At 64.9% G+C, this 24,029-nt stretch carries 24 protein-coding genes; 14 read left to right on the forward strand and 10 right to left on the reverse strand.

From position 1 onward, the window contains the following. Positions 1-142: 142 nt before the first annotated feature. The 3 genes from ABJO18_RS14850 to ABJO18_RS14860 all read right to left on the reverse strand — a co-directional run bounded on the left by ABJO18_RS14850 (position 143) and on the right by ABJO18_RS14860 (position 4,333). Positions 143-1,309 (reverse strand): porin, encoded by a 1,167-nt coding sequence (locus ABJO18_RS14850; RefSeq protein ID WP_348507964.1) that lies wholly within the window; start codon positions 1,307-1,309, stop codon positions 143-145. A gap of 38 nt (positions 1,310-1,347) precedes the next feature. Then, a complete protein-coding gene (locus ABJO18_RS14855; protein ID WP_348515987.1) occupies positions 1,348-3,312 on the reverse strand; it encodes a methyl-accepting chemotaxis protein in 1,965 nt (654 codons plus the stop codon). A 394-nt stretch (positions 3,313-3,706) separates the two neighbouring features. After that, positions 3,707-4,333, reverse strand: a complete 627-nt coding sequence (locus ABJO18_RS14860) for a nitroreductase (protein ID WP_348509586.1) — start codon at positions 4,331-4,333, stop codon at positions 3,707-3,709. 114 nt (positions 4,334-4,447) lie between these two features. Here ABJO18_RS14860 and ABJO18_RS14865 point away from each other — a divergent pair, with 114 nt between their 5' ends. The 6 genes from ABJO18_RS14865 to ABJO18_RS14890 all read left to right on the forward strand — a co-directional run bounded on the left by ABJO18_RS14865 (position 4,448) and on the right by ABJO18_RS14890 (position 11,262). Further along, a complete protein-coding gene (locus ABJO18_RS14865; RefSeq protein WP_348509585.1) occupies positions 4,448-5,101 on the forward strand; it encodes a TetR/AcrR family transcriptional regulator in 654 nt (217 codons plus the stop codon). A 100-nt stretch (positions 5,102-5,201) separates the two neighbouring features. Beyond that, positions 5,202-6,335: an efflux RND transporter periplasmic adaptor subunit gene (locus tag ABJO18_RS14870; protein ID WP_348509584.1), complete on the forward strand. Its 1,134-nt coding sequence runs from the start codon at positions 5,202-5,204 to the stop codon at positions 6,333-6,335. Further along, positions 6,332-9,475, forward strand: a complete 3,144-nt coding sequence (locus ABJO18_RS14875) for an efflux RND transporter permease subunit (RefSeq protein ID WP_348509583.1) — start codon at positions 6,332-6,334, stop codon at positions 9,473-9,475. Before ABJO18_RS14870 ends, ABJO18_RS14875 begins: the two co-directional genes overlap by 4 nt. A 27-nt stretch (positions 9,476-9,502) precedes the next feature. After that, positions 9,503-10,093, forward strand: coding sequence for an NUDIX hydrolase (locus ABJO18_RS14880; RefSeq protein ID WP_348509582.1), 591 nt, complete (start codon positions 9,503-9,505; stop codon positions 10,091-10,093). 16 nt (positions 10,094-10,109) lie between these two features. Then, positions 10,110-10,937: a serine O-acetyltransferase gene (gene cysE, locus ABJO18_RS14885; RefSeq protein ID WP_348509581.1), complete on the forward strand. Its 828-nt coding sequence runs from the start codon at positions 10,110-10,112 to the stop codon at positions 10,935-10,937. 7 nt (positions 10,938-10,944) lie between these two features. Continuing rightward, a complete protein-coding gene (locus tag ABJO18_RS14890) occupies positions 10,945-11,262 on the forward strand; it encodes a hypothetical protein (RefSeq protein WP_348509580.1) in 318 nt (105 codons plus the stop codon). Here ABJO18_RS14890 and ABJO18_RS14895 read toward each other — a convergent pair. Continuing rightward, positions 11,259-11,543 (reverse strand): type II toxin-antitoxin system RelE/ParE family toxin, encoded by a 285-nt coding sequence (locus ABJO18_RS14895; RefSeq protein WP_348509579.1) that lies wholly within the window; start codon positions 11,541-11,543, stop codon positions 11,259-11,261. The two genes, ABJO18_RS14890 and ABJO18_RS14895, sit on opposite strands and share 4 nt — an antisense overlap. Then, positions 11,509-11,802: a type II toxin-antitoxin system ParD family antitoxin gene (locus ABJO18_RS14900; RefSeq protein ID WP_348509578.1), complete on the reverse strand. Its 294-nt coding sequence runs from the start codon at positions 11,800-11,802 to the stop codon at positions 11,509-11,511. Before ABJO18_RS14900 ends, ABJO18_RS14895 begins: the two co-directional genes overlap by 35 nt. A gap of 170 nt (positions 11,803-11,972) precedes the next feature. Between ABJO18_RS14900 and ABJO18_RS14905 the strand changes: the two genes are divergently transcribed. The 6 genes from ABJO18_RS14905 (at position 11,973) to ABJO18_RS14930 (ending at position 18,112) form a co-directional block, all read left to right on the forward strand. Further along, complete coding sequence (locus tag ABJO18_RS14905) at positions 11,973-12,197, forward strand: DUF3126 family protein (RefSeq protein WP_271186000.1); 225 nt, start codon at positions 11,973-11,975, stop codon at positions 12,195-12,197. Further along, a complete protein-coding gene (locus tag ABJO18_RS14910) occupies positions 12,194-12,973 on the forward strand; it encodes an ATP-binding cassette domain-containing protein (RefSeq protein WP_348509577.1) in 780 nt (259 codons plus the stop codon). Before ABJO18_RS14905 ends, ABJO18_RS14910 begins: the two co-directional genes overlap by 4 nt. Continuing rightward, positions 12,970-14,529: an ABC transporter permease/substrate-binding protein gene (locus tag ABJO18_RS14915; RefSeq protein ID WP_348509576.1), complete on the forward strand. Its 1,560-nt coding sequence runs from the start codon at positions 12,970-12,972 to the stop codon at positions 14,527-14,529. Before ABJO18_RS14910 ends, ABJO18_RS14915 begins: the two co-directional genes overlap by 4 nt. After that, positions 14,529-15,026, forward strand: a complete 498-nt coding sequence (locus ABJO18_RS14920) for a hypothetical protein (protein WP_348509575.1) — start codon at positions 14,529-14,531, stop codon at positions 15,024-15,026. Before ABJO18_RS14915 ends, ABJO18_RS14920 begins: the two co-directional genes overlap by 1 nt. Positions 15,027-15,227: 201 nt before the next feature. After that, the gene (locus ABJO18_RS14925) at positions 15,228-17,663 is read left to right on the forward strand and encodes a PAS domain S-box protein (protein WP_348509574.1); all 2,436 of its coding nucleotides are present in this window, start codon (positions 15,228-15,230) and stop codon (positions 17,661-17,663) included. Further along, positions 17,660-18,112 carry a response regulator gene (locus tag ABJO18_RS14930; protein ID WP_348509573.1) on the forward strand — a complete coding sequence of 151 codons (453 nt, stop codon included), beginning with the start codon at positions 17,660-17,662 and terminating at the stop codon, positions 18,110-18,112. Before ABJO18_RS14925 ends, ABJO18_RS14930 begins: the two co-directional genes overlap by 4 nt. On the opposite strand, the gene ABJO18_RS14935 is transcribed toward ABJO18_RS14930, so the two are convergent. Further along, a complete protein-coding gene (locus ABJO18_RS14935; protein ID WP_348509572.1) occupies positions 18,109-18,777 on the reverse strand; it encodes a 3'-5' exonuclease in 669 nt (222 codons plus the stop codon). The two genes, ABJO18_RS14930 and ABJO18_RS14935, sit on opposite strands and share 4 nt — an antisense overlap. Positions 18,778-18,903: 126 nt before the next feature. Continuing rightward, a complete protein-coding gene (locus ABJO18_RS14940; protein ID WP_348509571.1) occupies positions 18,904-19,668 on the reverse strand; it encodes a PhoH family protein in 765 nt (254 codons plus the stop codon). A gap of 288 nt (positions 19,669-19,956) precedes the next feature. On the opposite strand from ABJO18_RS14940, the gene ABJO18_RS14945 reads away from it, so the two are divergent. Further along, positions 19,957-20,487 (forward strand): gamma carbonic anhydrase family protein, encoded by a 531-nt coding sequence (locus tag ABJO18_RS14945; protein ID WP_348509570.1) that lies wholly within the window; start codon positions 19,957-19,959, stop codon positions 20,485-20,487. A 30-nt stretch (positions 20,488-20,517) separates the two neighbouring features. Here the strand turns inward: ABJO18_RS14945 and ABJO18_RS14950 are convergent, their stop codons facing one another. From ABJO18_RS14950 to ABJO18_RS14960, 3 genes are all read right to left on the reverse strand, one after another. Further along, positions 20,518-21,042 (reverse strand): DUF4339 domain-containing protein, encoded by a 525-nt coding sequence (locus ABJO18_RS14950; RefSeq protein WP_348509569.1) that lies wholly within the window; start codon positions 21,040-21,042, stop codon positions 20,518-20,520. A 114-nt stretch (positions 21,043-21,156) separates the two neighbouring features. Next, entirely contained in the window at positions 21,157-21,780 is a 624-nt protein-coding gene (locus tag ABJO18_RS14955) for a PilZ domain-containing protein (RefSeq protein WP_348509568.1), read from the reverse strand. 57 nt (positions 21,781-21,837) lie between these two features. After that, a complete protein-coding gene (locus tag ABJO18_RS14960) occupies positions 21,838-22,398 on the reverse strand; it encodes a PAS domain-containing protein (RefSeq protein ID WP_348509567.1) in 561 nt (186 codons plus the stop codon). A 195-nt stretch (positions 22,399-22,593) separates the two neighbouring features. On the opposite strand from ABJO18_RS14960, the gene ABJO18_RS14965 reads away from it, so the two are divergent. Beyond that, a complete protein-coding gene (locus ABJO18_RS14965) occupies positions 22,594-23,490 on the forward strand; it encodes a hypothetical protein (protein WP_348509566.1) in 897 nt (298 codons plus the stop codon). Positions 23,491-24,029 lie beyond the last annotated feature (539 nt).

Here is a 24,029-nt window from a genome sequence, read left to right on the forward strand (position 1 = left end):
AGCGGCGAAACAATCGCCCACTCCTCGTCACTCAAATCATAGCGCGCCATCTTCGCCTCCTGGCTCAAACGCCCACGCCAAGAGTGAATCATGCGTCGCTCAATCTGAGAATCCCCGAATTGGGTACAGACTCTAGCGGGCGCTACCAGTCCAGCTGCAGGCGCAGTTGCAGGGCGTCGCTGGTTTCGGTGAAGGCCGGGGCGTCCAGCTCGGCGGTGACATAGTTCGCTGTCACGCGGACATGATCCAGCGGATACCAGTTCACACCCAGCGTCGTGGCACGCATCTCGCCGAGACTGGCGTCGCCCATATCCGTCACGTCATAGCGCGCGGCAATCTCGAACGCGCCATAGCCGCCTTCGCTGACATCGCGCGCCGGCGTCGTGCGGTTGAACACGCCCTTTGTGGCCTTGTAGGCGCGGGTTTCGCCGGTGATGAACCAGCCGGCCTGGACGTAGACACTGTCAAAGTCCGGATTGCCGGGCGGTCCGTCGAGCGACAGGCGGGCATACTCGGCCTGTGCGTGGAAGGGGCCGCGGACAAGGGCCGCCTCGATGCCAGTGAAATCCGACGAGACGGCCCGGCCCAGCGCAGCATCGCTGCGATAGTCGGCAGCGGTGAAGCGGTTGGACAGGTGCGCCTGGGGATAGCTGCGGATGCGCGTGCCCTGGCGGGCATAGTCGAGCTGCCGCCAGGAAGCCCCGAGATGGAGCCGTGTCCCGTTGTGTTCACCGGACCAGGTCAGCCGTGCGGCCAGTGCGCTGGTGTCGTCAGCTTCCGCGAAACGGAAATTATCGTCCATCCGCCCGCCAAAAATGCCGGCCGAGGCCACCACACCATGACCGTGCCACGTGTAGGACAGGCCGATGCGCCGATCGAGATGGAAGAGGTCGGTCGCCAGACCGCGCTCCATGAAGGTGGTGAAACGGCCGGACGTGAGCTCGTCCAGCGAGTTCATCGTCTTGAAATGCCCCGCCCGGAACTCGCCGGCAGGCGAGGCATAGGACAGGTAGACATCGTTCGGCGCGGTCGTGTCTCCGGCGAAGTCGAACTCGGCGACAAGTTTGAAATCGCCATGCCGGGCCTCGATGCCCATGCGGGCGGTCCGGAACTCGCTTGTGTCCTGCGGCGCACCTGTCGTCGGGCTGGACCAGTCGATATCGGCCAGGTCGAGCATCATCCGGCCGCGCAGCTTGATCGACGTTGCGCCATCCTCGCTCTGCCAGCGCGGCACGGGGAAACTGTCAGCCGCGGCCGGTACAAAGGCTGACGGGCACGCAAGAAGGGCAAGGGCGATGAGATAACGCATATCGATCGTCGAACTGTTCTTGGGGTTGATGGGCAGGGTCAGGCGGCGCGGATCTGTTCGAGGAAGCCGGTCAGCGCGGTGCGCAGGCGGCCGGCGTCCTCGGAGACGCCGCGGGCGGCATCGAGCACGCGGTTCGCTCCGTCATCGGTCTCGCGGACATTGCCGGAGAGCACGGCGATGCTTTCGGTGACCTGGGCCGAACCCTGGGCCGCCTGGGCGATACTGCCGGCAATCTCGCGCGCGGCGGCATCCTGCTGCTCGATGGCGCTGGCGATGGCCGTCGTGCTGCCGGAGACCTGGTCGATCATGGAGGTCATCGAGCCGATGGCGGTGACGGCGTGGTCGCCGCTCTTCTGGATCGCCTCGATCTGGTCGGCGATGTCGTGGGTCGCCTGTCCTGTCTGGTCGGCAAGCGCCTTCACCTCGGCCGCGACGACCGCGAAACCCTTACCGGCGTCGCCGGCACGGGAGGCCTCGATGGTCGCGTTCAGCGCGAGCAGGTTGGTCTGTTCCGCAATCGACTGGATCAGCGTCACCACGCTGCCGATGCGGGCCACTGCTTCGGAGAGGCCAGCCACGGTCGCACGGGTATCGTCGGCTTCCTTGACGGCGTTGCGGGTCAGGTTCTGGGACTCGGTGACCTGGCGGTTGATCTCGCGGATCGAGCTGGTCAGCTCTTCCGTTGCCGAAGCGACGGACTGGGTATTGGCCGAGGTCTCTTCCGCTGCCGACGCGACCACCGTCGAGCGCTCATCCGATTCGTGCGCGCTTTCGCGCAGGCGGTCGGCGATGGTGATCATGGCCTGGGCGGCGCGCGTCACATCTTCGGCAATCGAGCCGACATTGGCGTCGAACTCGTCCGCCATCTCGTGCATCAGGCGGCGCTTTTCCTCGGCGGCGCGTTGTTCGGCCTCGGCCTGTTCGGCGCGCAGCCGGTCGATCTCGATCTGGTTCTGCTGGAAGACCAGCACCGACTGGGCCATGCGGCCGATCTCGCCGCCCTGGTCCGTCGCGGGAATGACGCCGTCAGTCCGTCCGCCGGCGAGCTCGTCCATCGCGCCGGTGAGCGCATTGACCGGACGAGCGATCGAACGCCCGACAAGCCAGCAGCTCAGACCGGCAATGATGGCGATGAGTGCGACAATACCCGCCGTGATCAGCCGGATCCGCTGGCGCTCTGCGGCCAGGGCGCTGGCCGCCGCACGGCCGCCGGCCCGGGCCTGGTCGGCAATAAGCGTGAAATCCGGATCCATGCCGGCAAAGATCGCGCTCAGTTCGGAGACCGTGTTCTGTTGTGCGAGGTCACCTTCGGCCCAGGCGTGGAAGTCACGCCCGTAAGCCTGCATCAAAGCCCGGATATCGGCCTTGTCGGCATCCGGGTAATCGCGGCCATCGAGAAGAGCGTCGAACTCGGCCTGGCGCGTGTCGAAGCTCTCAATATAGCGGGCCTCGCCACGCAGCATGAAGTCCTTTTCATGCCGGCGCATCATCAGCATGAGTACGGTCAACTCGGCATCGTTGAAGGCTTCCAGGCGGGACTCAACGTCATGGACCGCTGTGCGCAGCTGGCCCTGGAGCCCGCTGTCATGGGTCAGGCCGAGCCGGGTCTGCTCCGCAACGACTTCGGCAAATGTTTCGCTGTGCCGCGGCAGGGCGGAGCGCAGACGGCCGACTGCACCACTGATATCGGCAGGCGCATCGAGCGCCTGAAGATCGCCCAGCAGAGTGCCGACCTGGGCGGCATTGTCGCGATAGGCGTCGAAATAGCGGGTCTCGCGGCGCAGGAGGAAATCCTTTTCGCGCCGGCGCATCTGCAGCGCACCGATCTCCATTTCCAGGGAGAGGCGTTCGATTTCGCTGAAATTGCGCTGCCGTTCCAGGGCGGCGCTGGTCGCCTGGTCGCTGTACCACATGGTCGCTGCCAGCGAGATCAGTGTGAAGCCGATCAATGCGCCGAGAATGCCCACACGGGCATAGACCGAAAGCCTGTCCAATCCTCGCATACCTGTCTCCCTCGCCAGCTCCCGTCGTGCCTTGCCCGCACGCACCGCCAGCTTCCGTTCAGAACAAACCAGGGTGTTGGACCGAAAAAGGTTCGTCATTACAGTTATATGGCATTCGTCAGCGTTCAGTTTTGGTTAGCTATTTTCAACGAGTCGACAATACGGGAAAATTCGAATGATCAGGTCGCATTTATCATGATGCGCGGGTCTGTCATGTGACAGTTTTGCTAAAACACGAAATTATTGCGGGAATTTCGAGTGAGCCCGTCGTGCCCCGTTGCGCGCCGGTGCGGCCGGTTCCGGCGGTTGTGATCGTCGGGATGAACCGAACCGCCCGATGCCAGCACGTCCGGCTGTGTGCGAATTAATTATGCGCGGCGGTGAGGGCTGTGCGTCAGACCTTCCAGCGCCCGGTCTGCGGCTTCGGACGAACCCGTTCGACCGGTTCGTCCGGTGCAGAGCCGACATAGACAAAGCCCGCAATGCGTTCGCCCGACCGCAGGCCCAGCGCGTCTTTGACGAACGGATCGTAGGCATACCATTCGGTCAGCCACTGGGCGCCGAAGCCCATGGCCGAGGCCGCGATCAGCATGTTCTGGCACGCCGCGCCCGCAGACAGGATCTGCTCCCATTCGGGGATTTTGTGATTCTCCACGACGTGGGAGATCACCGCGATCACCAGCGGGGCGCGGGTGAAGCGATTGGCCTCGGCGTCGATCTGGTCGGGCGTGGCATTGGGATTGGCCGCGGCGAAGATTTTCGCCAGCACCTGGCCGAAATTGGCGCGTGCGCTGCCTTCGAAGACGATGAAGCGCCAGGGGGCCAGCTTTCCGTGATCCGGTACGCGCGATGCGATGCCGATCAACTGGTCGACCTGCTCCGGCGACGGGCCCGGTTCGGCGAGGGCGATCGCCGTGGTGGACCGCCGGCGGGTCAGCAGGGTCAGCGTATCGGCATTGGCGTGGCTGGAGGCAAGGCGCTCGCCGGGGGCGGGAAATTCGGGCAAAGCGGGCTTCGTCATGGCGGCATCCTCGCGGGTGGCGGTGTGTGCGTGTTTTGACCGGAACGGTCTGTCGTCGCTATACCTGTAGCGGGGACAGGGTTTTGTCTACAGGGACGGGGGAGTGGTAAAGGCATGTCTGCAGATTTCGCCGAGAACGAGGATCACAGCGAGGATACGCCCGCCGACCGCCGGCGCCGCAAGGTGCGTGATGCCATTATCGATGCGGCGGAAACCATCTTCACGTCTGAAGGCGAAGAAGGCATTTCCATGCGCCGCCTTGCCGAGGCGATCGATTACAGCCCGGCCGCGATCTACAAGTATTTCGCGTCCAAGGACGAGCTGTTCGTCGCCATCCGCGAGATGTTCTTCGAGCGCCTTATGACCCGGATCCGGGCCGCGATGGATGAGGGCGGCAAGGTTGCACCGCTGTGCGCCCGCTGCATGCGCGCCTATATCGAGACCGGCATGGAAGAGCCCAATCACTACATGATGGCCTTTTCCATTTCGAGCACGGCGAAGCCGCATATTCACGAGGAAAAGGAAGTAGCTTTCGAAGCCGAGTCGGCGCTGGTGCGTATGATCCAGCAGGGTCAGGCAGAGGGTGTTTTCCGGCAGGTCGATCCGCGGGTCGCCTCCAAGAGTGTCTGGGCGAGCCTGCACGGGCTGACCATGCTCATCGTCTGTATCGAGGACTTTCCCAATGGCATGCCGGGTTCAGAGCACGTGACGCGGGACGCCGTGATCGATCTGCACACCGACCTGATCATGCGTGGGCTCATGAGTTGATGCATACACGTTATACGTAAAAGAATTTAACGCCGTTCACTTTTCAAACGACGTTTTTTGTCCTACATCTCGCTGCGACTTTGCCAGCGAGGGTAGTCCCGTGTCTCTTTACAAACGCCCCCTGAGTGCCGGAACGGCCGTGATCCTGTCCGCCGTCGCGATTGCGGTGCTTGTCTTCGGCGTGTCGACCCTGCGGGCCGATGCCAATGCCGTTGCAGCGCTGCCGGCCCCGCTGCCCGTGTCTGCGATCGAGGCGCACTATGACGGCGAGGCACGCATCGAGGAATTCTATCCCGGTCTCGTATCGGCGCGCCGGCAGAGCGCGCTCGGCTTTGAACGCGGCGGCCGGATCGATGCGATCGGTGTCGATGTCGGCGACCGTGTCGTCGCAGGCCAGATCCTGGCACAGCTGGATACACGGGCACTCGATGCCCAGATCGCTGCGGCGGATGCCCAGACCGCCGAAACGGCGGCCCAGACCGCGCTGGCTGCCGAGACCGAGGACCGCCAGGCCCAATTGCTGGAGCGTGGCCACATCTCCCAGCAGCGCTTTGACGAGGTCCGCACCTCGACCCGGGCAGCGCTCGCCCGGCAAAATGCTGCCGCCGCCCAGGCCGACGCCTTGCGCGTGCAGCGCGATCTGTCGGTCGTGACTGCACCCTTCGACGGCGTGGTGACGGCCCGTCACGCAGACGAGGGCGCGATCGCCCAGCCTGGACAACCCCTCCTGGAGATTGTCGAGACCGACGCCCTGGAAATCCGGGTCGGTCTGCCGCAACGCATCGCCGACGGGCTTCAGCCGGGGACCTCGCACCGCTTCCTGATCGAAGGGGCTCCGGTCGATGCCGTCTTCCGCTCCTCCACCGGCGTGGTCGATCGTCAGACCCGCACCGTCACCGCATTGTTTGATTTGCCTGCGAACGCATCTGCTGCTGCGGGCCAGGTCGTCCGCCTCGCAGTCGCGACGCCGATCGGCACGGACGGGTTCTGGGTGCCGACCTCCGCGCTGGCAGAGGGGCGCCGCGGCCTGTGGTCGGTCTATGTCCTGACCCCGGAGACCGGCGATGCCTACACGCTGCAGTCCCGCTCCGTGGAAACCGTCCGCGTCGAGGCCGGCCGGGTCTTCGTGCGCGGCGCCGTCGAGGACGGCGACCTCCTGCTCGCCGCCGGCATCCAGCGCATCACGCCCGGCCAGCGCGTCACGCCGGCCCTTGCCGAGGCCCGCGCACAATGAGCACGCTCTTCTTCCGCTATTCCCGGCTGACCGCACTGGCTGTCATCCTGCTGGTTGCGGCAGGCCTGGGCGCCCTGATGTCGCTGGGGCGCCAGGAGGATCCGTCGCTGACCGAGCGCTTCGGTACGGTCGTGACGATTTTCCCCGGTGCATCGGCCGAACGGGTCGAGGCGCTCGTCACCGAGCCGCTGGAAGACGCCATCCATGAACTCGCCGAGATCGGCGAGACGACGTCCGACTCTCGTTCGGGCATTTCAGTTATCACGCTGGAAGTGCGCGAAGACCTCGGCCCGGCCGATGTCGATCAGGCCTGGACGCTGATCCGCGAGCAGGTGGAAAGTGTGCGGCCGCAACTGCCGGCCGGGGTCGGTGCGCCGGATGTCGAGCGCCGCTATACCGGCGCAGCGACCCTGGTGGTTGCGCTCAGCTGGGACGGGCAGGGCGAGGAAAATCTCGCCATCCTGTCGCGTCTCGCGGACGATCTGGAAGCCCGGTTGCGCAATCTTCCGGGCACCGAGGAGACCGATGTCCACGGTGCTGTCGAAGAGGAAATCCGGGTCCTGGCCGATCCGGAAACCCTGGCAGCTCTGGGCCTGACCGTTGCCGACCTGGCGCGCCTGACCGCCAGTGCCGATGCCAAGGCGCCGGCCGGCGAGCTGCGCTCCGATACGGTCGACCTCAATGTCGAGATCGCGGGCGAGTTCGACAGTCTCGACCGCATCCGCTCCATCGCGCTTGCCGAAGGCCCGAATGGCGAGTTCATCCGCGTTGGCGATGTCGCCGATGTCGAGAAGGGTGCGCGCACGCCAGCCGCGTCGATGGGCTTCACCAATGGTCGGCGCGCAGTTTTCGTCACGGCTTTCCTGCAACCGGAATTGCGGGTGGATCAGTGGTCCGACGCCGCCGACGCCGTCGTCGCCGACTTTGCCGCCTCAGTGCCGGGCATCCGGGTCGAGACGATTTTCCGCCAGGGCGATTATGTCGACGACCGCCTGCACGGGCTGGCCGGCGATTTGATGATGTCGGCGCTGATCGTCTTCGGTGTCCTGTTCGTGATGATGGGCTGGCGCGCGGCGCTGATCGTCGGTTCGGCCCTGCCGCTCACCGTGCTGGCCGTTTTGCTGCTCACGCGGATCTATGACGAGCCTTTACACCAGATGTCGGTGACCGGTCTGGTCGTCGCGCTCGGCCTGCTGATCGACAATGCGATTGTCGTTGTCGACGAATACCGGCTGTTCCGGTCCCGCGGCGAGGCGCCGCTGGGGGCGCTGGACCACGCCGTGCGCCATCTGTTCGCACCGCTCGCCGCCTCCACCCTGACCACGATCTTTGCCTTTGCACCGATCGCCCTGATGCCGGGCGCCGCCGGCGAGTTCATCTCGATGATCGGGATTTCGGTGATCTTTGCTGTCGGTGCGTCCTTCATCCTGGCCATGACTGTGGTCGGCGCGTTTGCCGCCTGGTTCGATGACCCGGGACTGGCCGGCGCACCGCGCCGCTTCTGGCGGCACGGGCTGGGCGCGGGCCCGTTCGGCGGGCTCTATCGCAACATGCTCGACGCGATCACGGCGCGTCCCTGGACCGGTCTGGTCGCCGGACTGATCCTGCCCGTCGCCGGCTTCGTGGCGGTCTCCACCCTGCCGATGCAATTCTTCCCGCCGACCGATCGCGACATGTTCCAGCTGGAACTGGAATTGCCGTCCTCGACCTCGATCGCCGAGACCCGCCGCCAGACCGAACGGGCGCGCGAGATCATCATGTCCTATGACGGCGTCGAGCGGGTCACCTGGACGATCGGCGAGAGCGGTCCGCGCACCTATTACAATGTGATGGGCAATCGCGAGGGCTCGCCCGGCTATGCCGCCGGTTTCGTCCACACCACGTCTGCCGAGGCGACGGCGCGCATCCTGCCCGACCTGCAGCGCCGCGTGATGGCGGAGTTTCCGCAGGCCCGCTTCCTGACCCTGCCCTTCGAGCAGGGCCCCCCGATCCCGGCACCGATCGAGCTCGTTCTCGTCGGCCCGGAACTGACCGAGCTCGATCGCCTTGGACACGATATCCGCGGCGTTTTGAGCCAGACCCCCACGGTGACCCACACACTGTCACGACTCGAAATGGGCGAACCTGTCGCCCGCATCATGGCGGACGAGGCTTCGGCCGAACTCGCCGGCGTTCGCCTCGCAGACCTTGCCAACCGTCTGCGCGGTGAACTGGATGGCGAGATCGGCGGCAGTGTTCTGGAAGGCATGGAGGAATTGCCCGTTCGCGTGATCGCCCAGGATGCGCGCCGGGCCAGCCTGTCTTCCGTTGCGGGTTCACCGCTGGCATCGCCGGGCGCCGACATTCTGGCGTCCCCCGTCGCGGCGCTCGGCGATGTCACTCTTGCCCCCCAGGTGGCGACCATCCACCACGAGAACGGTCACCGGGTAAATACGGTGCTCGGCTTCCTGGAACCCTTCACCCTGCCGGCCCCGGCACTGGAGCATTTCTTCGCCGCGCTGGACGAGGCCGACATCGTGCTGCCGCCGGGCTATGAGCTGCAGGTTGGTGGTGAAGCGGCCGAACGTGGCGGCGCCATGGCCGATCTCTTCTCCACGGCGATCCCGCTGCTGGTGCTGATGATCGGATCGGTCGTTCTGGCCTTCAATTCCTTCCGCTTTGCCGGCGTGATCTTCGTCGTTGCCTTCCTGTCGGTCGGTCTGGCCATGTTCGGGGTGTGGCTGTTCGGCACGCCCCTGGGCTTCAACGCCATTGTCGGATCGATGGGGCTGATGGGGCTGTCGATCAATGGTGCCATCGTCGTCCTGTCGGCCCTGCGCGCCGACCCGGCTTCCGTCGCCCTGGAACCCGGTGCGGTCCAGGCGACCGTGATGGACGCCACGCGTCACATCCTGTCGACCACGCTGACGACCATCGGCGGTTTCGTCCCTCTGCTGCTGTCCGGCGACAGTTTCTGGCTGCCCTTTGCCTCGGCGATGGTCGGCGGGGTGGCGGGCTCGGCCATCCTGGCACTCGTCTTCGCACCGGCCGCTTTCGTGAAACTCTCCCGTCTGTCGGACAAGAAGCGGCGGCTTCTGGACAGTCTGCGGCGCGAGCGGAGCCGGGAGCGCGGCTTGCCAGCGCTTGCCGAACAGGCCTAGAGCCCTTGCCTGGCAAGGGAGATGAACATGAGCGGCAGTCGTGGCCCCTGGCAGGTCGGTGCCTCGCGCACCGTGTACGAGAACCCCTGGCTGAGCCTGACAGAGCATGACGTCACGCGGCCCGACGGCGAGCCAGGTCTTTACGGCGTGGTCGAGTTTGCCAATCTGGCCATCGCCGTCCTGCCGCTGTTCGAGGACGGGACGACCGTGCTGGTCGGCCAGCACCGCTTCCCCCAGGACAAGTATAGCTGGGAGATTCCGGAAGGCGGCGGGCCGCTGGACGTACCGCCGCTGGACAGCGCCCGGCGCGAATTGAAGGAAGAGACCGGGCTCGAGGCTGCGCAATGGCGCGAGATCCTGCGCATGGACCTCTCGAACTCGGTCACCAATGAGGAAGCGATCGGCTTTATCGCTACGGGCCTGACGCAGGGTGAGGCCGAGCCGGAAGGTACTGAAGTGCTGCAGACCCGGCGTGTCCCCTTCCGCACCGCACTTCACGAAGCCGTGTCGGGGCGCATCACGGATGCCTTGACGGTGGCGATGCTGCTGCGCGCATACTACATGGCCCGTGAGGGTGAGCTGGACGAGACGCTGGCTGCCGCCATGTTGCAGAGATAGGCGCGAGGAGAGAGCGATGCCGCTCACCAATGTCGAAACCGCAGTCGACGCCCGCACAGGGGTGGACAAGCTCTGGGCGCGCCTGCGCGTTGAAGCCGCCTCCGCGGCCGCCGAGGAACCGATCCTCGCCAGCTTCCTGAACGCGGCCATCCTGCGCCATGACAAGTTTGCCCATGCGCTGGCCTATCGTATCGCCTCGAAGATGGCCGACGCCCAGCTCGATTCCATGCTGGCCCGCGATGTGGCCGAAGAGGCCATCGAAGGCGATCCGCAAATCGTCGCCCAGGCGGCCGCCGACATGATTGCGGTCGACGAGCGTGACCCCGCCTGTCTCTCGCTCCTGCAGCCTTTCCTCTATTTCAAGGGCTATCACGCCCTGCAGGCCCACCGCATCGCCCACTGGCTGTGGATGCAAGGCCGGCAGACGCTGGCCTTCCACCTGCAGAGCCGGGTCGGCGAACGCTTCGGTCTCGATATCCACCCCGCAGCCCGGATCGGCAGTGGCGTGATGTTCGACCATGCCACCTCGGTCGTGATCGGCGAGACCGCCGTGGTCGGCGATGATTGCTCCATCCTGCATGAGGTGACACTCGGCGGTACGGGCGCGGCCCATGAAGACCGCCACCCGAAGATCGGCAAGGGCGTACTGATCGGTGCCGGTGCGCGCGTGCTGGGCAATATCCAGGTCGGCGACGGCGCCCGGATTGCAGCAGGCTCGGTGGTGCTGGAGCCGGTTCCGGCTGGCTGCACCGTGGCCGGTGTGCCGGCCAAGATCGTCGGTAAATGCGCCTGCAAGGAGCCGGCGAAGAGCATGGACCAGAGCCTGCCCCAGGGCTCCGGCTGATCGGCCCGTGGCGATCGACTATGCCGGACACTGCCGCCTGTCGGTGGCTGAAGCGCGGATGCGTATCGCCGAGGCCCGGCAGGCGCATCCGGACTGGTTCGATTTTCCTTTCCGCCTGACAGACCCCCGTGCCCTGCGGAATTTCGACGCCGGGATCGCCCGCGAGTTCGGCATCGAGGCACAGAGCCGCTTCACCCTGTTCGTGCAGGACAAGGAGAAGCTGGACGGTCTCGAGGACGCGCTGGACTATCTCTATGCCCTGTTCGGTCCGGACAATCTCGTCCTGACCTGGGGACTGGACACCATCCGTCCGCCGCGCGGCTAGAAGCGCTCGGGAAGCTGGCGCTCGTGGAGGATTGCGACGATGCGAACCTCGCCGGCGGTCAAACGGTAGAACACGCAGTGCCGGCCAACTGGAAGCCGCCGCAGGCCCGATGCCAAGGTGTCTGACGGCGCACCGCTTTCCGGAAAGGCCAGAAGACGCTCGAAAGCAGTCTCAAAGCGCTCGCGGTAGGCGGCGGCCTGTTGCGGGCCGAACTGCCTGAGCGAGTAGGCACGAATGGCCTTGTAGTCAGCCCGTGCGCGTTTGCTCAGAGCGAGTTTCATCGGCAATTTCCGCATCGATCTCGTCAAACAGCTGCTGGATCTCCGCCTTCGAACTCAGCTCGGTAAACTGCCCCGCCTCGATCTCGGCCTCGGCGACGGCGAGCATGGATCGCAGATCTTCCAGCTTGCGCTGGTTCTCCTGGTCGCGCCGGATCAGGTCGCGGACATATTCGCTCTCGTTTGAATAGCGGCCCTTGGCCAGCTGTTCGGCAATCCACTGGCCCATCTCGTCGGGCATCGACACGGTCTTGCGGATCATGGGCTTGCTCCTTTGCGGCGTGCCTACCATGTATGAACAGTTCATACGACCGCCGCCCGGCGCCGCATAGCCCGGTCCTGCGCACCTTCGCCAACACCCGCTGACTGGACGTGAGCCCCCTTTGTGGGGTTAGTTGGCGCCAACTTCGAATCCCGACCGGAGAAATCCCCGTGAACAAGAACATGACGCAACTCGAAGCGGCCAAGCTTCAGATGTTCCTCCAGGCCAAGCTGAACCCCGAACTGGTCGTGCAATGCCGCAACCGTCCGGACGAGTGTGCCGAAATCCACATTGCCGACGAATGCCTGGGCGTGGTCTCGAAGATCATCGACGAGGGCGAGACGTCCTACTCCTTCGAAATCACCATCCTGGACATCGACCTGGAAGATCTTTGATCGATCCGGCGCGCCCCGTTCTCGACATCCGGGCGGTCTCCAAGACCTATCCCGGCGGTGTCGAGGCCGTGCGGTGCGTCTCGCTCCAGGTTGAGCGCGGCGAATTGCTGGCGCTCGCGGGCGAGTCCGGCTGCGGCAAGACCACCGTGCTGAAAATGATCAACCGCCTGGAGGATGCTTCGGGCGGTTCGATTTTTTACGAGGGCGAGGATATTGCCGGCCGCGATCCGGTCGCGCTGCGCCGCGAGATCGGCTGGGTAATGCAGGGCGATGGCCTGTTCCCGCACCTCACCGTGCGCGAGAATGTCGCCATCATTCCCCGGCTGCTCGGATGGACGGCAGACGATATCGGCGACCGTGTCGTTGAAATGCTGGACCTGGTTCGGCTACCGATCATCGAGTACGCAGACCGCTATCCGGCCGAACTGTCAGGCGGCCAGAGACAGCGGGTCGGGTTCGCGCGGGCCCTTGCGGGGCGGCCGGATCTCCTGTTGATGGACGAACCCTTCAGCGCCCTCGATCCGATCACGCGCGACACCCTGCAGCAGGAATTCCGCAGTCTTCAGGCCGAGCTGGGTTTCAGCGCCGTCATGGTTACGCACGATATGGCTGAAGCCCTGATCATGGCGGACCGGATTGCGGTGATGGCGGATGGCGAGATCGTCCAGCACGGTACGCCGTCGGACCTCCTTGCCAATCCCGCCAGCGACTATGTCTCCGGCCTGCTGGAAACCCCGCGCCGCCAGATGCGGGCGATCCGGGAGCTGGGCGCATGAACGCCAATTTCGCCGAGCGCCTCGCCGAACTGCCGCAATACCTGTCGGCCCACGTTGTGCTTTCGATGTGTGCCTTGCTGGCGGGGATTGTGCTGAGCATTCCGCTGGGTATCCAGGCCGTCCGGCGTCCGCGGTTGGCGGCCGTGACGTTGAATGTGGCGAGCGTCGTCCAGACGATTCCCGGTCTGGCGTTGCTGGCGCTGATGGTACCGCTGCTGGGCGGACGGATCGGCTTTCTGCCGGCCTTCATTGCGCTGATGCTCTATTCGGTGCTGCCGATCCTGCGCAACACGATCGTCGGCCTGCAGGGAATCGAACCGCAGATCCGTGAAGCCGCGCGCGGCATCGGGCTGACCGATCGCCAGCGCCTGTGGCAGATCGAGCTGCCGCTGGCCCTGCCGGTCATCGTCGCCGGACTGCGTACGGCGACCGTCTGGGTAGTGGGCGCCGCGACCTTGGCGACACCCGTCGGTGCGACCAGCCTGGGCAACTACATCTTCGCCGGCCTGCAGACTCGCAACTGGCTGTCCGTCCTGTTCGGCTGTGTATTCGCAGCCGGGCTCGCGATCGTGCTCGACCAGGCCATCCGCCTGCTGGAGATCGCGGCCCGCGACCGGCGGCGCGGTCTCGCCACCGGGGTGGGCGTCTTCCTTGCTGTGCTGGTTGCGGCGTCCATCGCGCCCCGCTTCATGACGCCGGGGCCAGCCGGGACTGTCGCAGCCGGCGAATCGTCCGGCGCTGTCCAGGGCATAGCCGGCCAGACCGTGACGATCGGCTCCAAAGCCTTTACCGAGCAGTACATTCTCGGCGCCCTGATGCAGCGCCGGCTGGAAGAGGCCGGGGCCCGGGTGGTTCGACGCGACAATCTCGGTTCCACCATCGCGTTCGATGCCCTGCGCAGCGGCGAGATCGATGTCTATATCGATTATACCGGGACGATCTGGGCGACGGTGATGAACCGGTCCGAACCGGCTGGCCGCTATCGCATGTTCACCGAGATGTCGGCCTGGCTGTGGGCCGAGCACGGAATTCTTACCCTGGGGCGGCTGGGATTCGAGAATGCCTACGGTTTTGCCGTCAGCCGCGAGTTTGCCGACGCCCGCGGCCTGGACAGTCTCGACGACCTGTCCGCCATTGCCGGGGAGCTGACTGTGGGGGGCGATCCGGAAGTCTTCGCCCGGTCGGAATGGACTGCGACGCGCGATGTCTATGGTCTGGGCGCAGCTCGCACACGTTCGATGGACAACACCTTCCTGTATTCGGCCGCTCGTGACGGGCAGGTGGATGTGATCACCGCCTACACGACGGACGGGCGAATCGCAGCGTTTGACCTCACGGTGCTCGACGATCCGCGCGGCGTGCTGCCGCCCTATGATGCGGTGATCCTGGTGTCGCCGCAGGCGGCCAGGCGGCCAGGCCTTGCTGCCGCACTCGGTCCGCTGGTCGGCGCCATTGACGATAACGCCATGCGCGAGGCCAATCGGCGGGTCGATCTCGACGGGGACACGCCCGCCGGGGCGGCGGCCTGGCTGGATGAACGAATCGCGGAGCAGTGATGAGCGGGTATTATGCCCATGGCCGTCTTCAGGATGCCGAATGGCTGATGCGCGCCTGCATGATTCTCAATCGTGACCGGCCGGCCCATGCCGATCCGGTGGATGAGGATACACCGCTCAATCAGGTCTATGCGCGCCAGTCGGCCGAATTCGAGGACCTGCTCGCGCAGATCGACCCGGAGGGCGACATCGATCGCGGCATATTCCCGGTGCTGGCTTTCTTCACGGCGTCCGAAGGCTGGCCGGTCGACATCATTTTCGCCATCGTCGCGGCCTTGGGTGTCTGGCTCTTCCTGCCCGACTGGTATGGCGTGGCCAATTATGTCGCCTATCTGGCGATCGCGGGCTTTGTGGCCATCCAGTATCTGCGGGCGCGCCGCCGCCGCGAACGCGCCCGTGCGGAAATGATCCGTCTGCGTCTCGATCCCGAGAAGGAACACCCGCTGACGCTGCGCATACTGGTGCGCTACCGCAGGCAGCCCGTGACGCTGCATTGAGCAGAGTCCGATTGGCGCCTTGCATTTCAACAACCTGGTCTTGCGGCCGGATTGCATGACCCGCCGAGGGGTGTAAGGTTCGGAAGTGAAACCAGCGGGATGCCGGACAAGAGAACGGAGCCGCTGACCGGAGCGTTCTCTGAGCCTGTCTTGTTTGACCGGACACGGGAATGCTCGCTGCGACTGGCGGAAGGACCGTTCATGGACCTGGCAGCGCCCTTTGACGCTCGCACACGGCTCGGGCTCGTCCTGCCGATGCTGGTTGTCGTTGTGGTGGGGATTGCGGTCACGGCCGCCACAGCCAGCCGGTCGCAGGATGTCCGCCAGCAGGCACTGGAACGATTCAGTCAGGCGGAAGCGAACAATACCGCCCGCATCCTGTCCCTGCGTCTGCAACAGGACGGGCATGCGGTCGAACGCATGGGGGCCCGGCTGGCGATCCGTGGCGGGGCGATGCCCGAATCGGAATGGCGCGCCGACGCCGGCGCCTATCTCAGCGACAAGCCATGGCTGCGCGCGCTCTACGTTGCAGACGAGACGGGCGTGCAATGGGTCGAACCGGAAGGCGGTCCGGCCATGGCCGGACTCGTCGGGGCGCCGGGCGGGACCGGTATGTCACAGTCTGACATGCTCGGAAGGCTGCACGCTGGCGCCGTCGCGCGATTCGAGGATGGCTCCGACGGAATGACCGCCTACTACCCGTTTGCCGACGGGACCGGCGGGGTCCGGGTTCTGGTCGCGCTGTTCGATATCGCCGCCATGTTGAGGGCGAGCAGGCCGGCTTATGACGAGGACTTCGATGTCGCGTTGACGGCTTCGACTGACGGGCCGCGTCTTGCCGGCTCGGGCCGCGCTGTCGACCCCGGGACGCCCTATGGTTCGTCCGCCCCGGTCACGACCAGCTATGATGTCGGCTGGACGCTTCACACAGCGCCGACCTCGTCCTTTGTCCGGCGGATGCAGCCGCGCACCGGGCTGGGTGTCTGGATGTCGGGCATCGGCCTGACGCTGCTGGGTGCATCGCTTGCCTTCATGGCCCAGCTCGCGCGGCGCCAGGCCGTCCGGCTGGCGGATGTCGATGCGGTCCGCCGGACGAGTGAGCAGCGCTACAATCTCGTCGTGCGCGGCATGGCGGTGGGCGTCTGGGACTGGGGCATACGCGACAATACGCTCGGCTGGTCACCCAATGCGATGCGCATGCTGGGACTGCCGCCGGACCACAAGGTGGCGGATGCGGGTTTCTTTTTCGACCGGATCCATCCGGACGACCAGCCCGCGGTCCGCGAGGCCATAGAAGCGCATTTCGAAATGGGCGAGCCCTACGCGCCGAATTTCCGGATGCGGCACGAACATGGGCATTTCGTCTGGTGTCATGCCACGGGACAGGTGCTGCTGGACGAGACCGGCGAGCCTGTCCGCATGGCCGGCTCGATCGAGGATATCACCGAGGAGCGTGCAGCCGAGGAAGCCCGCAACCGTTCCGAACGCCGCTTGCGCGCGGTCACGCAGAGCGCGGTCGATGCGGTGCTCACGACCAATGCTCAGGGCATTATCGAAGAAGCGAACCCGGCCTGCGAACGTGTTTTCGGATACCGGCCGGACGAGCTTGTGGGCAGCAATATCCGCATCCTCACGCCCACCGAACACCGCCGCAAGCATGACTATTACATCAAGCACTATATCGAGACCGGCGACAGCAACATCGTCGGCAAGGTGCGTGAAGTCTATGGCGTGCACCGCGACGGACACGAGATTCCCATCGAACTGGCCGTGACCGAATACAAGGCCGGCGACGACCGGATCTTCATCGCCACGGCGCGCGACCTGTCGGCGCGCAAGGCGGGCGAGGCGGAGCGCGAAGCCTTCATTGCCCGCCTCGAACAGACCAATGCCGAGCTGGAACGCTTCAATTTCGCCGCCTCGCACGATCTGCGTGAGCCCCTGCGCATGATCGGCAATTTCTCGCAGATGCTGCTGCGCAAACATGCCGGTCAGCTGGACGAAAACGCCCGCAAGGCGGTCGAGATCTGCGCCGGCTCCGCGCAGCGCATGCAGGCTTTGCTCGACGACCTGATCTCCTTCTCGCGGGCGAGCGACGATCTCGGCCAGATCGAGACCTTCATCCCCGTCGACATGATCGAACTGGCCCGGCAAAATCTCGCCGAGGACTTCGAGAGCAGCCAGGCGAGTCTGGAAACGGTTCATCTGCCGGCGAAACTGCGGACGAATCCCACCCGGTTTTCCCGGGTTTTCCAGAACCTGATCGCCAATTCGATCAAATACGCCAAGGACGGAGAAGCGCCGAAGATCCAGATATCCGCGGCCCCCTATGAGCAGGGCTGGCTGTTCACACTGTCCGACAAGGGGATCGGCATGCGTCCGGAGTATTGCGAGCAGATATTCGAGCCTTTCAAACGGCTTCACCCGGCGTCGAAGTATTCGGGTACCGGAATGGGGCTCGCGATCTGCCGCAAGATCGTCAACAATGCCGGGGGGCGGATCTGGGCCGAATCCGAACTGGGCGAGGGTAGCCGGTTCTATGTCTACTGGCCGGAGGCGCCGATGGACACGGATGCTGCAGCCGCAGTGAACATGACCGGCTCGGACGATTCGATGACCGAAGGAGAATCAGCATGACAAGGCCCGCCAAACTGGCCGACATCCTTCTGGTCGAGGACAATGAGGACGATGTCTATCTGACCCGTATGGCGTTCGAGGACAGTGCGTTCGACAGCTCGATCCACGTCGTCAATGACGGCGAGAAGGCGCTCGATTTTCTCTACCGGCGGGGCGATTACAGCAATTGTCCGGTGCCGGACCTGATCCTGCTCGACCTCAACCTGCCCAAGCTGAACGGCATCCAGATCCTGGAAACGCTGAAGTCGGACGAGACGCTGTCGGTGATTCCCGTGGTCATGCTGACCAGTTCCAAGGCCGAGCGGGACGTGCTGGAAAGCTATCGGCATCATGCCAGCGGCTATGTGTCCAAACCGTCCGAGTTCTCGCGCCTGGTCGATATCGTCGAGGCGATTCGCGACTTCTGGTTTTCCAGCGTGATCCTGCCGCGGCCGGGCGTCAGCGGCTAATCCTCACCCTCGCGCCCTGCCTGTGCCGCGATCCGGGCCTGCAGCGCCCGGTAAAGCGCCAGATTCCATTCCGCGCCGCTCAAACCGGTATGCTCCAGCGGATCGCTGGTCTCGGCTTCAAGGCCCAGCGCGCCGGCCACATCGGCATTCATCATGTCCGGAATGCCCGCCCCCCAGGCCAGCGAGGGCAGGTCGAGCAGGAAATAGGTGAAGTGATCGCGGAAGCTTTCCCCGTGCGGCTGCAGCAGGGCGTCCAGGAAATTGCGGTCGAACCAGGCATTATAGGCCGTGAACAGCATGGTCCGTCCGCCTGACGCTTCGGCATGGAAGGCCAGGAAGCTTTCGACCGCATCCGCCTCGGCGAGAGCCCCAAGTCCGGTCCAGCGCTCTTCGTCGAACCCGTTGATGCTGCGGACGAATTCCGTCGCTCTTTCCGGGTGGTCGGGATGGATGCGGATGAAGAAACGTCCCAGCTCATTGCCGTCCAGATCGGTATAGATCGCGCCGAGATCGATCATCTCGTGATGCCCGGCTTCCAGCCCGGTCGTCTCGACATCGACGATGGCCAGCCCCCAGGCCTCGCGATTCTCCTGCGGCGGAAACGCGCCCTGGGCCAGGGCCGGCGCGGTGGCGAGGAGGAAGGCGGCAATCAGGCTGCGGATCATGGTCTTTGTTCCGTTGTTCGATCGGCGCCGAGATTAGCGGGCCGCCGCGACAAAGCCATGACCGCACATGAAAACGGCGCGATGCGAAGCACATCGCGCCGTCTCCCGTAAGCGCTGTCTGGCGTGTCAGAGCACGGTCAGCATGGTTGCGACGAGCGGGTGGCGGACAATGTCCTTGGCTTCCAGCCGGCACACGGCGATGTCTTCCAGCGGGTCCATCTTGTCGGCGATCTGGGCCAGGCCGGACATTTCCGGCAGCAGGTCCGACTGGGCCGGGTCGCCGGTGACCACCATGGTGGAGTTCCAGCCCAGGCGGGTGAGCAGCATTTTCAGCTGTCCGTAGGTGCAGTTCTGCGCCTCGTCGACCACCACGAAGGCATTGTTCAGCGTGCGGCCGCGCATATAGCCGATCGGCGCGATCTCGATCAGGCCCTCCGCCATCATCGCCTTCAGCTTCTTCGGGCTCAGCCGGTCGGCCAGCGCGTCATAGAGCGGCCGCAGATAGGGGGCGAGCTTTTCTTCCATCGCGCCGGGCAGGAAGCCGATCGATTCGCCGGCCTCCACCGCGGGTCGGGACAGGACGATCCGGCTGACCGCACCCGATTCGAGCGCTTCGACACCCTTGGCGACGGCCAGGAAGGTCTTGCCGGTACCGGCCGGACCGAGCGCCAGGACGAGATTATGGGTGTCGATCGACGACATCAGCTTGGCCTGGCCGTCCGAGCGTGGTTTGACATTCTTGGTGAAGCGCTGGTCGCGCATCGGTTCCTTGTCGTCCGGGGTCCAGCTGGTACCCGGGAAGAGGGCACGCACCTTGTCCTGTTCGGTCTGATAGTGGGCGGTATTGAATTCACCTGCACGCTGGCGGCGTTTGACGTTACGCTTACCCATGACGGGGACCTCCACACATGAAAAACCCCTCGGCCGGGCGGCGAGGGGCGAAGAAACGGGGCACGGAAGACAGTGCAGGGGACACGCGGGGCTCGGTGGAAAACCGACCGGTTCCTGGCGGGCTGGGACGAGGAGCGGTCATGCCGGCTACCCGGTGCCTCCTTGCGTTGCCGAAAGCGAAGCGAGAAACCCGTCTCGAATCGCGCTTACAGTTTCAGTGTAACCCGGTGAAGAAGATCTGAACGAGCGCGTCGTGAAAATTTCACGCAAATAAAGAGGGAGACGGGAATGGCACTCTATGCATTGGGCGATTCGATTCCGCAGACGCCGGACGAGGGGGAATACTGGGTCGCGCCCGACGCGCAGGTGATGGGCCAGGTGGAACTTCGCCGCAATGCCAGTGTCTGGTACGGCGCCGTGGTGCGGGGCGATGTCGAGGCTATCGTCATTGGCGAGGATACCAATGTGCAGGACCTTTCGGTGCTGCATGCCGACTATGGCGTGCCGTTGACCCTGGGCAAGGGGATTACCGTCGGCCACCGTGCCATGCTGCATGGCTGTACGGTCGGCGACTATTCCCTGATCGGGATCGGCGCGACGGTGCTCAATGGCGCGAAGATCGGAAAGAACTGCATCGTCGGGGCCCATACCTTGATCACCGAGGGCAAGGAAATCCCGGACAATTCGCTTGTGGTCGGCGCGCCGGCCCGGGTCATCCGGACACTCGACGAGGATACCGCCGTAATGCTGAAGGCGTCAGCGGATCACTATGTCGAAAACTGGAAACGCCACGCGTCGCAGCTGCGCCGGATCGACTGAGGTCGATGGTGGTGCATCGGGCCGCGCAACCTAGTGCGCGCGGCTCCACAGCTCGCGGATATTCTGGTCGGCTTCGCGTCCCAGATTGAACCAGGCGGCGCGGTCGTGCGAGGCATCGATGACCAGCAGCTTGTCGTCGCGTCCCAGAATGTGACTGAGTTCATTGCGTAGGACGGCCGAGGTCGTCGGGCCGCGCAGCAGCCAGACACCGCTGGTGATCGATTCGAGATCGCCATAGGCCGCCAGCGCGTGGGCAAACTCGGCTGCACTCTCGGAATGGATTTCGGCGATCACCACGAAATTGGCCGGCCGGGCGCCCGGCGTGACCCGTTTTTCGGGCTGTTTGCGCTGGCCCAGATCTTCGAGCCAGTCACGGAATTCCTCGATATCACTGGCTTGCGCCCAGATACCGTCCCGGTCGGGCGAGATCTGCGAATGGGCCGCGATCCGGCCTTCGGCAACGAAGGCGCGCATCTGCTGCGGCGTATACGGGCCGTAGACACGGCCTTCGACTTTCACAAACCAGGACATGGTGATTCCGTCATCGCGAGGCATTGGACTTTCTCGCACCCAAACTACTACCGTCTACCCATCCAATACGGCAAGAAACGGGCCAGAGCGGCCCCCGCAGCGTTCGGAGCGCCGGATCCGGCAGACAGAGACTCAAGTTTATGCTGCTTCGTGACCGCTGGTTTTTGCCTGGGGGGGATCGAACACGACCGCGAACCCATTGTCCAGAATTCGCGCCACTCGTCCTGACATCTCACCGACACGCAGCGGCTCGCCGATCCGGGGGCGTTCAAGGCATTCGAAGGCTGCCCCCGTTACGGAAACGTCGAGCACATTGGCCTGGATGATGACGCCATCGGCCAGCACGATGCGCGCGCGGCCGCGGCCCGGCTTGCGCGGTGCCGTGCGGTCCTCGTCGAGGCCCAGCCGGTCCTTGTTGAAACGCCAGGTGATCGCGTCGGCCAGCTTGTCGCGCTTGCGCTGCGGGGCGTTGAAAGCGACGGAGAATTCTTCGCCCTCGCGCCGCACCACACGTCCCTCGATGCGTCCCAGACTGGGAATCATCAGGATGACGCGGGTCTGGTCCGGCGGAACGATACGGGCCATCAGGCGCGCGCCGCCCGGTGAAATATCCAGAAGACGGCAGGCGTGTTCGCCCTCCATCTCGGTCCAGAAGCGGCCATGAAGCTGCAGGGGCACGCGGGCATGCCGGCGGCGCTCCTGGGCGCCACGTGCGGCAATCCTGATCTTCCGGCGGTCCAGTCGGCCCGGCCCGTGATGCATGGTGACATCCTCCTGAGCGGCGGATGCTAGGCCATAGCCGTTAAGAAGGACTTGCGTTTATTGATCGTTTGCCACTTTGCGCGGTGCGGTTTCGGCCCCGCCGAACAGGCCCGCATACAGGTTGTCGCGCTGCAGCGGCGGATGCACTTCCTGCAGCACGGTCCGTACCGCCGGCCGGCCGCGCAGGACGGCGATGTCATGCAGAGGCTGGAACAGGCCGAGCGTGCGGTCGATCGCGCCGGACGGACCGCGCAGGGGCAGGAAGCTGACCTCCACCGGCAGGTCCAGCCGGTCCATCGTCACGGTGCGCGCGATCAGCGAGGCCGGTTCTGTGCCAGTTATGGACGCTTCCAGCACGGCCTGGACGTGGGTGCGGTCATGGCTGCGCCACAGCGAGAGGAAATTCTGGTCGCGGAATTCGCGCTGATAGAGATCGCACAGATGCGTTCCGGCCAGGCGGAAGATGTGATGATCCGGATCGGCACGCCAGAGAATGAAGACATAGCCAAGCATGCGCGCGATGTCCTGCGGCTCGATATCGGTGCGGTGCGGCGCGGCACCTCCCTGGCGGCGCGTTTGCCAGTAGGCGTGCAAGGCTTGCGATTGCGCGTGGCGCATCCGTTTCTCCACTCATCAGTCATCAGGCGGCCCGGCCTGTCCCGGCCCGGAGCGTTGCAGCGGCGAGTTCAATATCGGGGCCATACCCGTCACGGGTGAGGGCGGCCGGCGGGCTTTCCCCGCTCGCGCGAGCGGCTGGATGCGAAAACGGCCCGCGGATTGCATCGGCAGGGGCAGCACGTAAGGAGCAAGCCCATGCGCGTATCAGCCCGGCACGCTTTTCTGATTCCCGCGAGCGCGGCGTTCGCCCTGCTGGCCGCCCCGGCACAGGCCGGTGGAGGCGGTGGTGCGGGCGGTGGCAATTGCTGCACGCCGCCTCCGCCGCCGACCTGCTGCAATCATGGCGGCGGACACACGGTGAATGTGCCGAACATCAATATCCATGGCGGCAATATCAATGTCGGCGTGAATGTCTCGTCCCGGGTCAATGTGATCACGAATGTGACCACGAATGTGAACGCGTCGGCCAATGCTAATGCGTCGGCCGGTGCGGGCGCCGGCGCGGGGGCGATGACCTTCATCGGTGGTGGCTCCTACACGCCGATGACAACCGCGCCGGCAGCGACCGCGATTACCGGCCTCAATGTGGTCGGGATCGAGGAAGAGGCCGAGTACGAATACTACGAGGAAGAGCGCACGCGCTGGGTCGAGGAATGGCGCGTCGTGCGCGCCGTCTGCGTCGATGATGGCGGCACGCCGCATCCCGCCTCGCGCGTCGATGCCGACGAACGTGTCGGAGCGACCTATTCCGGCGAGATCTATCGCTGCATGGCCGGCACGGCGATGCAGGTCACTATCGGCTGGGCCATTGAGGGTGAATACGACTGGAATGACGCGCCCACGATTGCCTGCCGCAAGGGCGAGGCGCTGCGTCACGAACCGGGCGGCCGTCTTTACTGCGAAGCCCAGGAACAGCGCCGCAACTGCAATGAACGCTCGCTGCTGCGCCGTCACGGGCCGGGCGTGAAGCTGATCTATATGCGCCGCGAGGAACGCTATACCGAACGCGTGCGCCGTGAAGTGGAACGCGAACGCCGCGAGCGTGTTTCCATGACTCTCATGCTCGACGGGGGCGTCGGCGGCTATCGCTGACACCACCCCCGTCCAACAATCTCACATGCCCACTCGGCATGCCTGGCCCCGGCTGACCCAGCCGGGGCCTTTTTTTGGGGGTGGCGAGGCTCGTCTCCCAAGACCTCTCCGTTTTTCCCGGCCGGAAGCCCGGCCCTGTGCCGGGCGGAGTGCCGGGACCTGCCGGAAACGCATCGCTTGAGGTGATCTTCGGTCGGTCCCGGATCTGCGGCCTGCCTGCGCAGGCTGAAGCCTGCGCCCGCGAAAGCGGGTGTCCGGGAAAAATGGAGAGAGCGGTGAAAAGAGAGCGCAAACGCCACACCAAACACCGTCACCCTGACGAAAGTCAGGGCCCAGTTCGTAGAGCGGAGTGGCCGCGGGATCGCACTTATCCCGCACATCGCCACGGATCAGACCGTGCCCGCCTCGCCCAAATCTGCCTTTACGAACTGGGTCCTGACTTTCGTCAGGATGACGGTGTGTGGGGGCGGTTTGGGAAACTTATCCCCGCCCGCTCAACTGCGCGTATGCTCGCAGACGGTTTCCGGGATGGGAGGCAT

Origin of the sequence: Maricaulis sp. (assembly GCF_039978735.1) — a bacterium.
Taxonomy (GTDB): Bacteria; Pseudomonadota; Alphaproteobacteria; order Caulobacterales; family Maricaulaceae; genus Maricaulis.

Coding starts and splice junctions, on each gene's coding strand:
- ABJO18_RS14915 (WP_348509576.1), top strand. CDS start 12,970: ATGAACGCCAATTTCGCCGAGCGCCTCGCCGAACTGCCGCAATACCTG.
- ABJO18_RS14945 (WP_348509570.1), top strand. CDS start 19,957: ATGGCACTCTATGCATTGGGCGATTCGATTCCGCAGACGCCGGACGAG.
- ABJO18_RS14875 (WP_348509583.1), top strand. CDS start 6,332: ATGAGCACGCTCTTCTTCCGCTATTCCCGGCTGACCGCACTGGCTGTC.
- ABJO18_RS14930 (WP_348509573.1), top strand. CDS start 17,660: ATGACAAGGCCCGCCAAACTGGCCGACATCCTTCTGGTCGAGGACAAT.
- ABJO18_RS14935 (WP_348509572.1), bottom strand. CDS start 18,777: ATGATCCGCAGCCTGATTGCCGCCTTCCTCCTCGCCACCGCGCCGGCC.
- ABJO18_RS14895 (WP_348509579.1), bottom strand. CDS start 11,543: ATGAAACTCGCTCTGAGCAAACGCGCACGGGCTGACTACAAGGCCATT.
- ABJO18_RS14940 (WP_348509571.1), bottom strand. CDS start 19,668: ATGGGTAAGCGTAACGTCAAACGCCGCCAGCGTGCAGGTGAATTCAAT.
- ABJO18_RS14860 (WP_348509586.1), bottom strand. CDS start 4,333: ATGACGAAGCCCGCTTTGCCCGAATTTCCCGCCCCCGGCGAGCGCCTT.
- ABJO18_RS14925 (WP_348509574.1), top strand. CDS start 15,228: ATGGACCTGGCAGCGCCCTTTGACGCTCGCACACGGCTCGGGCTCGTC.
- ABJO18_RS14955 (WP_348509568.1), bottom strand. CDS start 21,780: ATGCATCACGGGCCGGGCCGACTGGACCGCCGGAAGATCAGGATTGCC.
- ABJO18_RS14965 (WP_348509566.1), top strand. CDS start 22,594: ATGCGCGTATCAGCCCGGCACGCTTTTCTGATTCCCGCGAGCGCGGCG.
- ABJO18_RS14865 (WP_348509585.1), top strand. CDS start 4,448: ATGTCTGCAGATTTCGCCGAGAACGAGGATCACAGCGAGGATACGCCC.
- ABJO18_RS14920 (WP_348509575.1), top strand. CDS start 14,529: ATGAGCGGGTATTATGCCCATGGCCGTCTTCAGGATGCCGAATGGCTG.
- cysE (WP_348509581.1), top strand. CDS start 10,110: ATGCCGCTCACCAATGTCGAAACCGCAGTCGACGCCCGCACAGGGGTG.
- ABJO18_RS14960 (WP_348509567.1), bottom strand. CDS start 22,398: ATGCGCCACGCGCAATCGCAAGCCTTGCACGCCTACTGGCAAACGCGC.
- ABJO18_RS14950 (WP_348509569.1), bottom strand. CDS start 21,042: ATGCCTCGCGATGACGGAATCACCATGTCCTGGTTTGTGAAAGTCGAA.
- ABJO18_RS14880 (WP_348509582.1), top strand. CDS start 9,503: ATGAGCGGCAGTCGTGGCCCCTGGCAGGTCGGTGCCTCGCGCACCGTG.
- ABJO18_RS14900 (WP_348509578.1), bottom strand. CDS start 11,802: ATGATCCGCAAGACCGTGTCGATGCCCGACGAGATGGGCCAGTGGATT.
- ABJO18_RS14855 (WP_348515987.1), bottom strand. CDS start 3,312: ATGCGAGGATTGGACAGGCTTTCGGTCTATGCCCGTGTGGGCATTCTC.
- ABJO18_RS14850 (WP_348507964.1), bottom strand. CDS start 1,309: ATGCGTTATCTCATCGCCCTTGCCCTTCTTGCGTGCCCGTCAGCCTTT.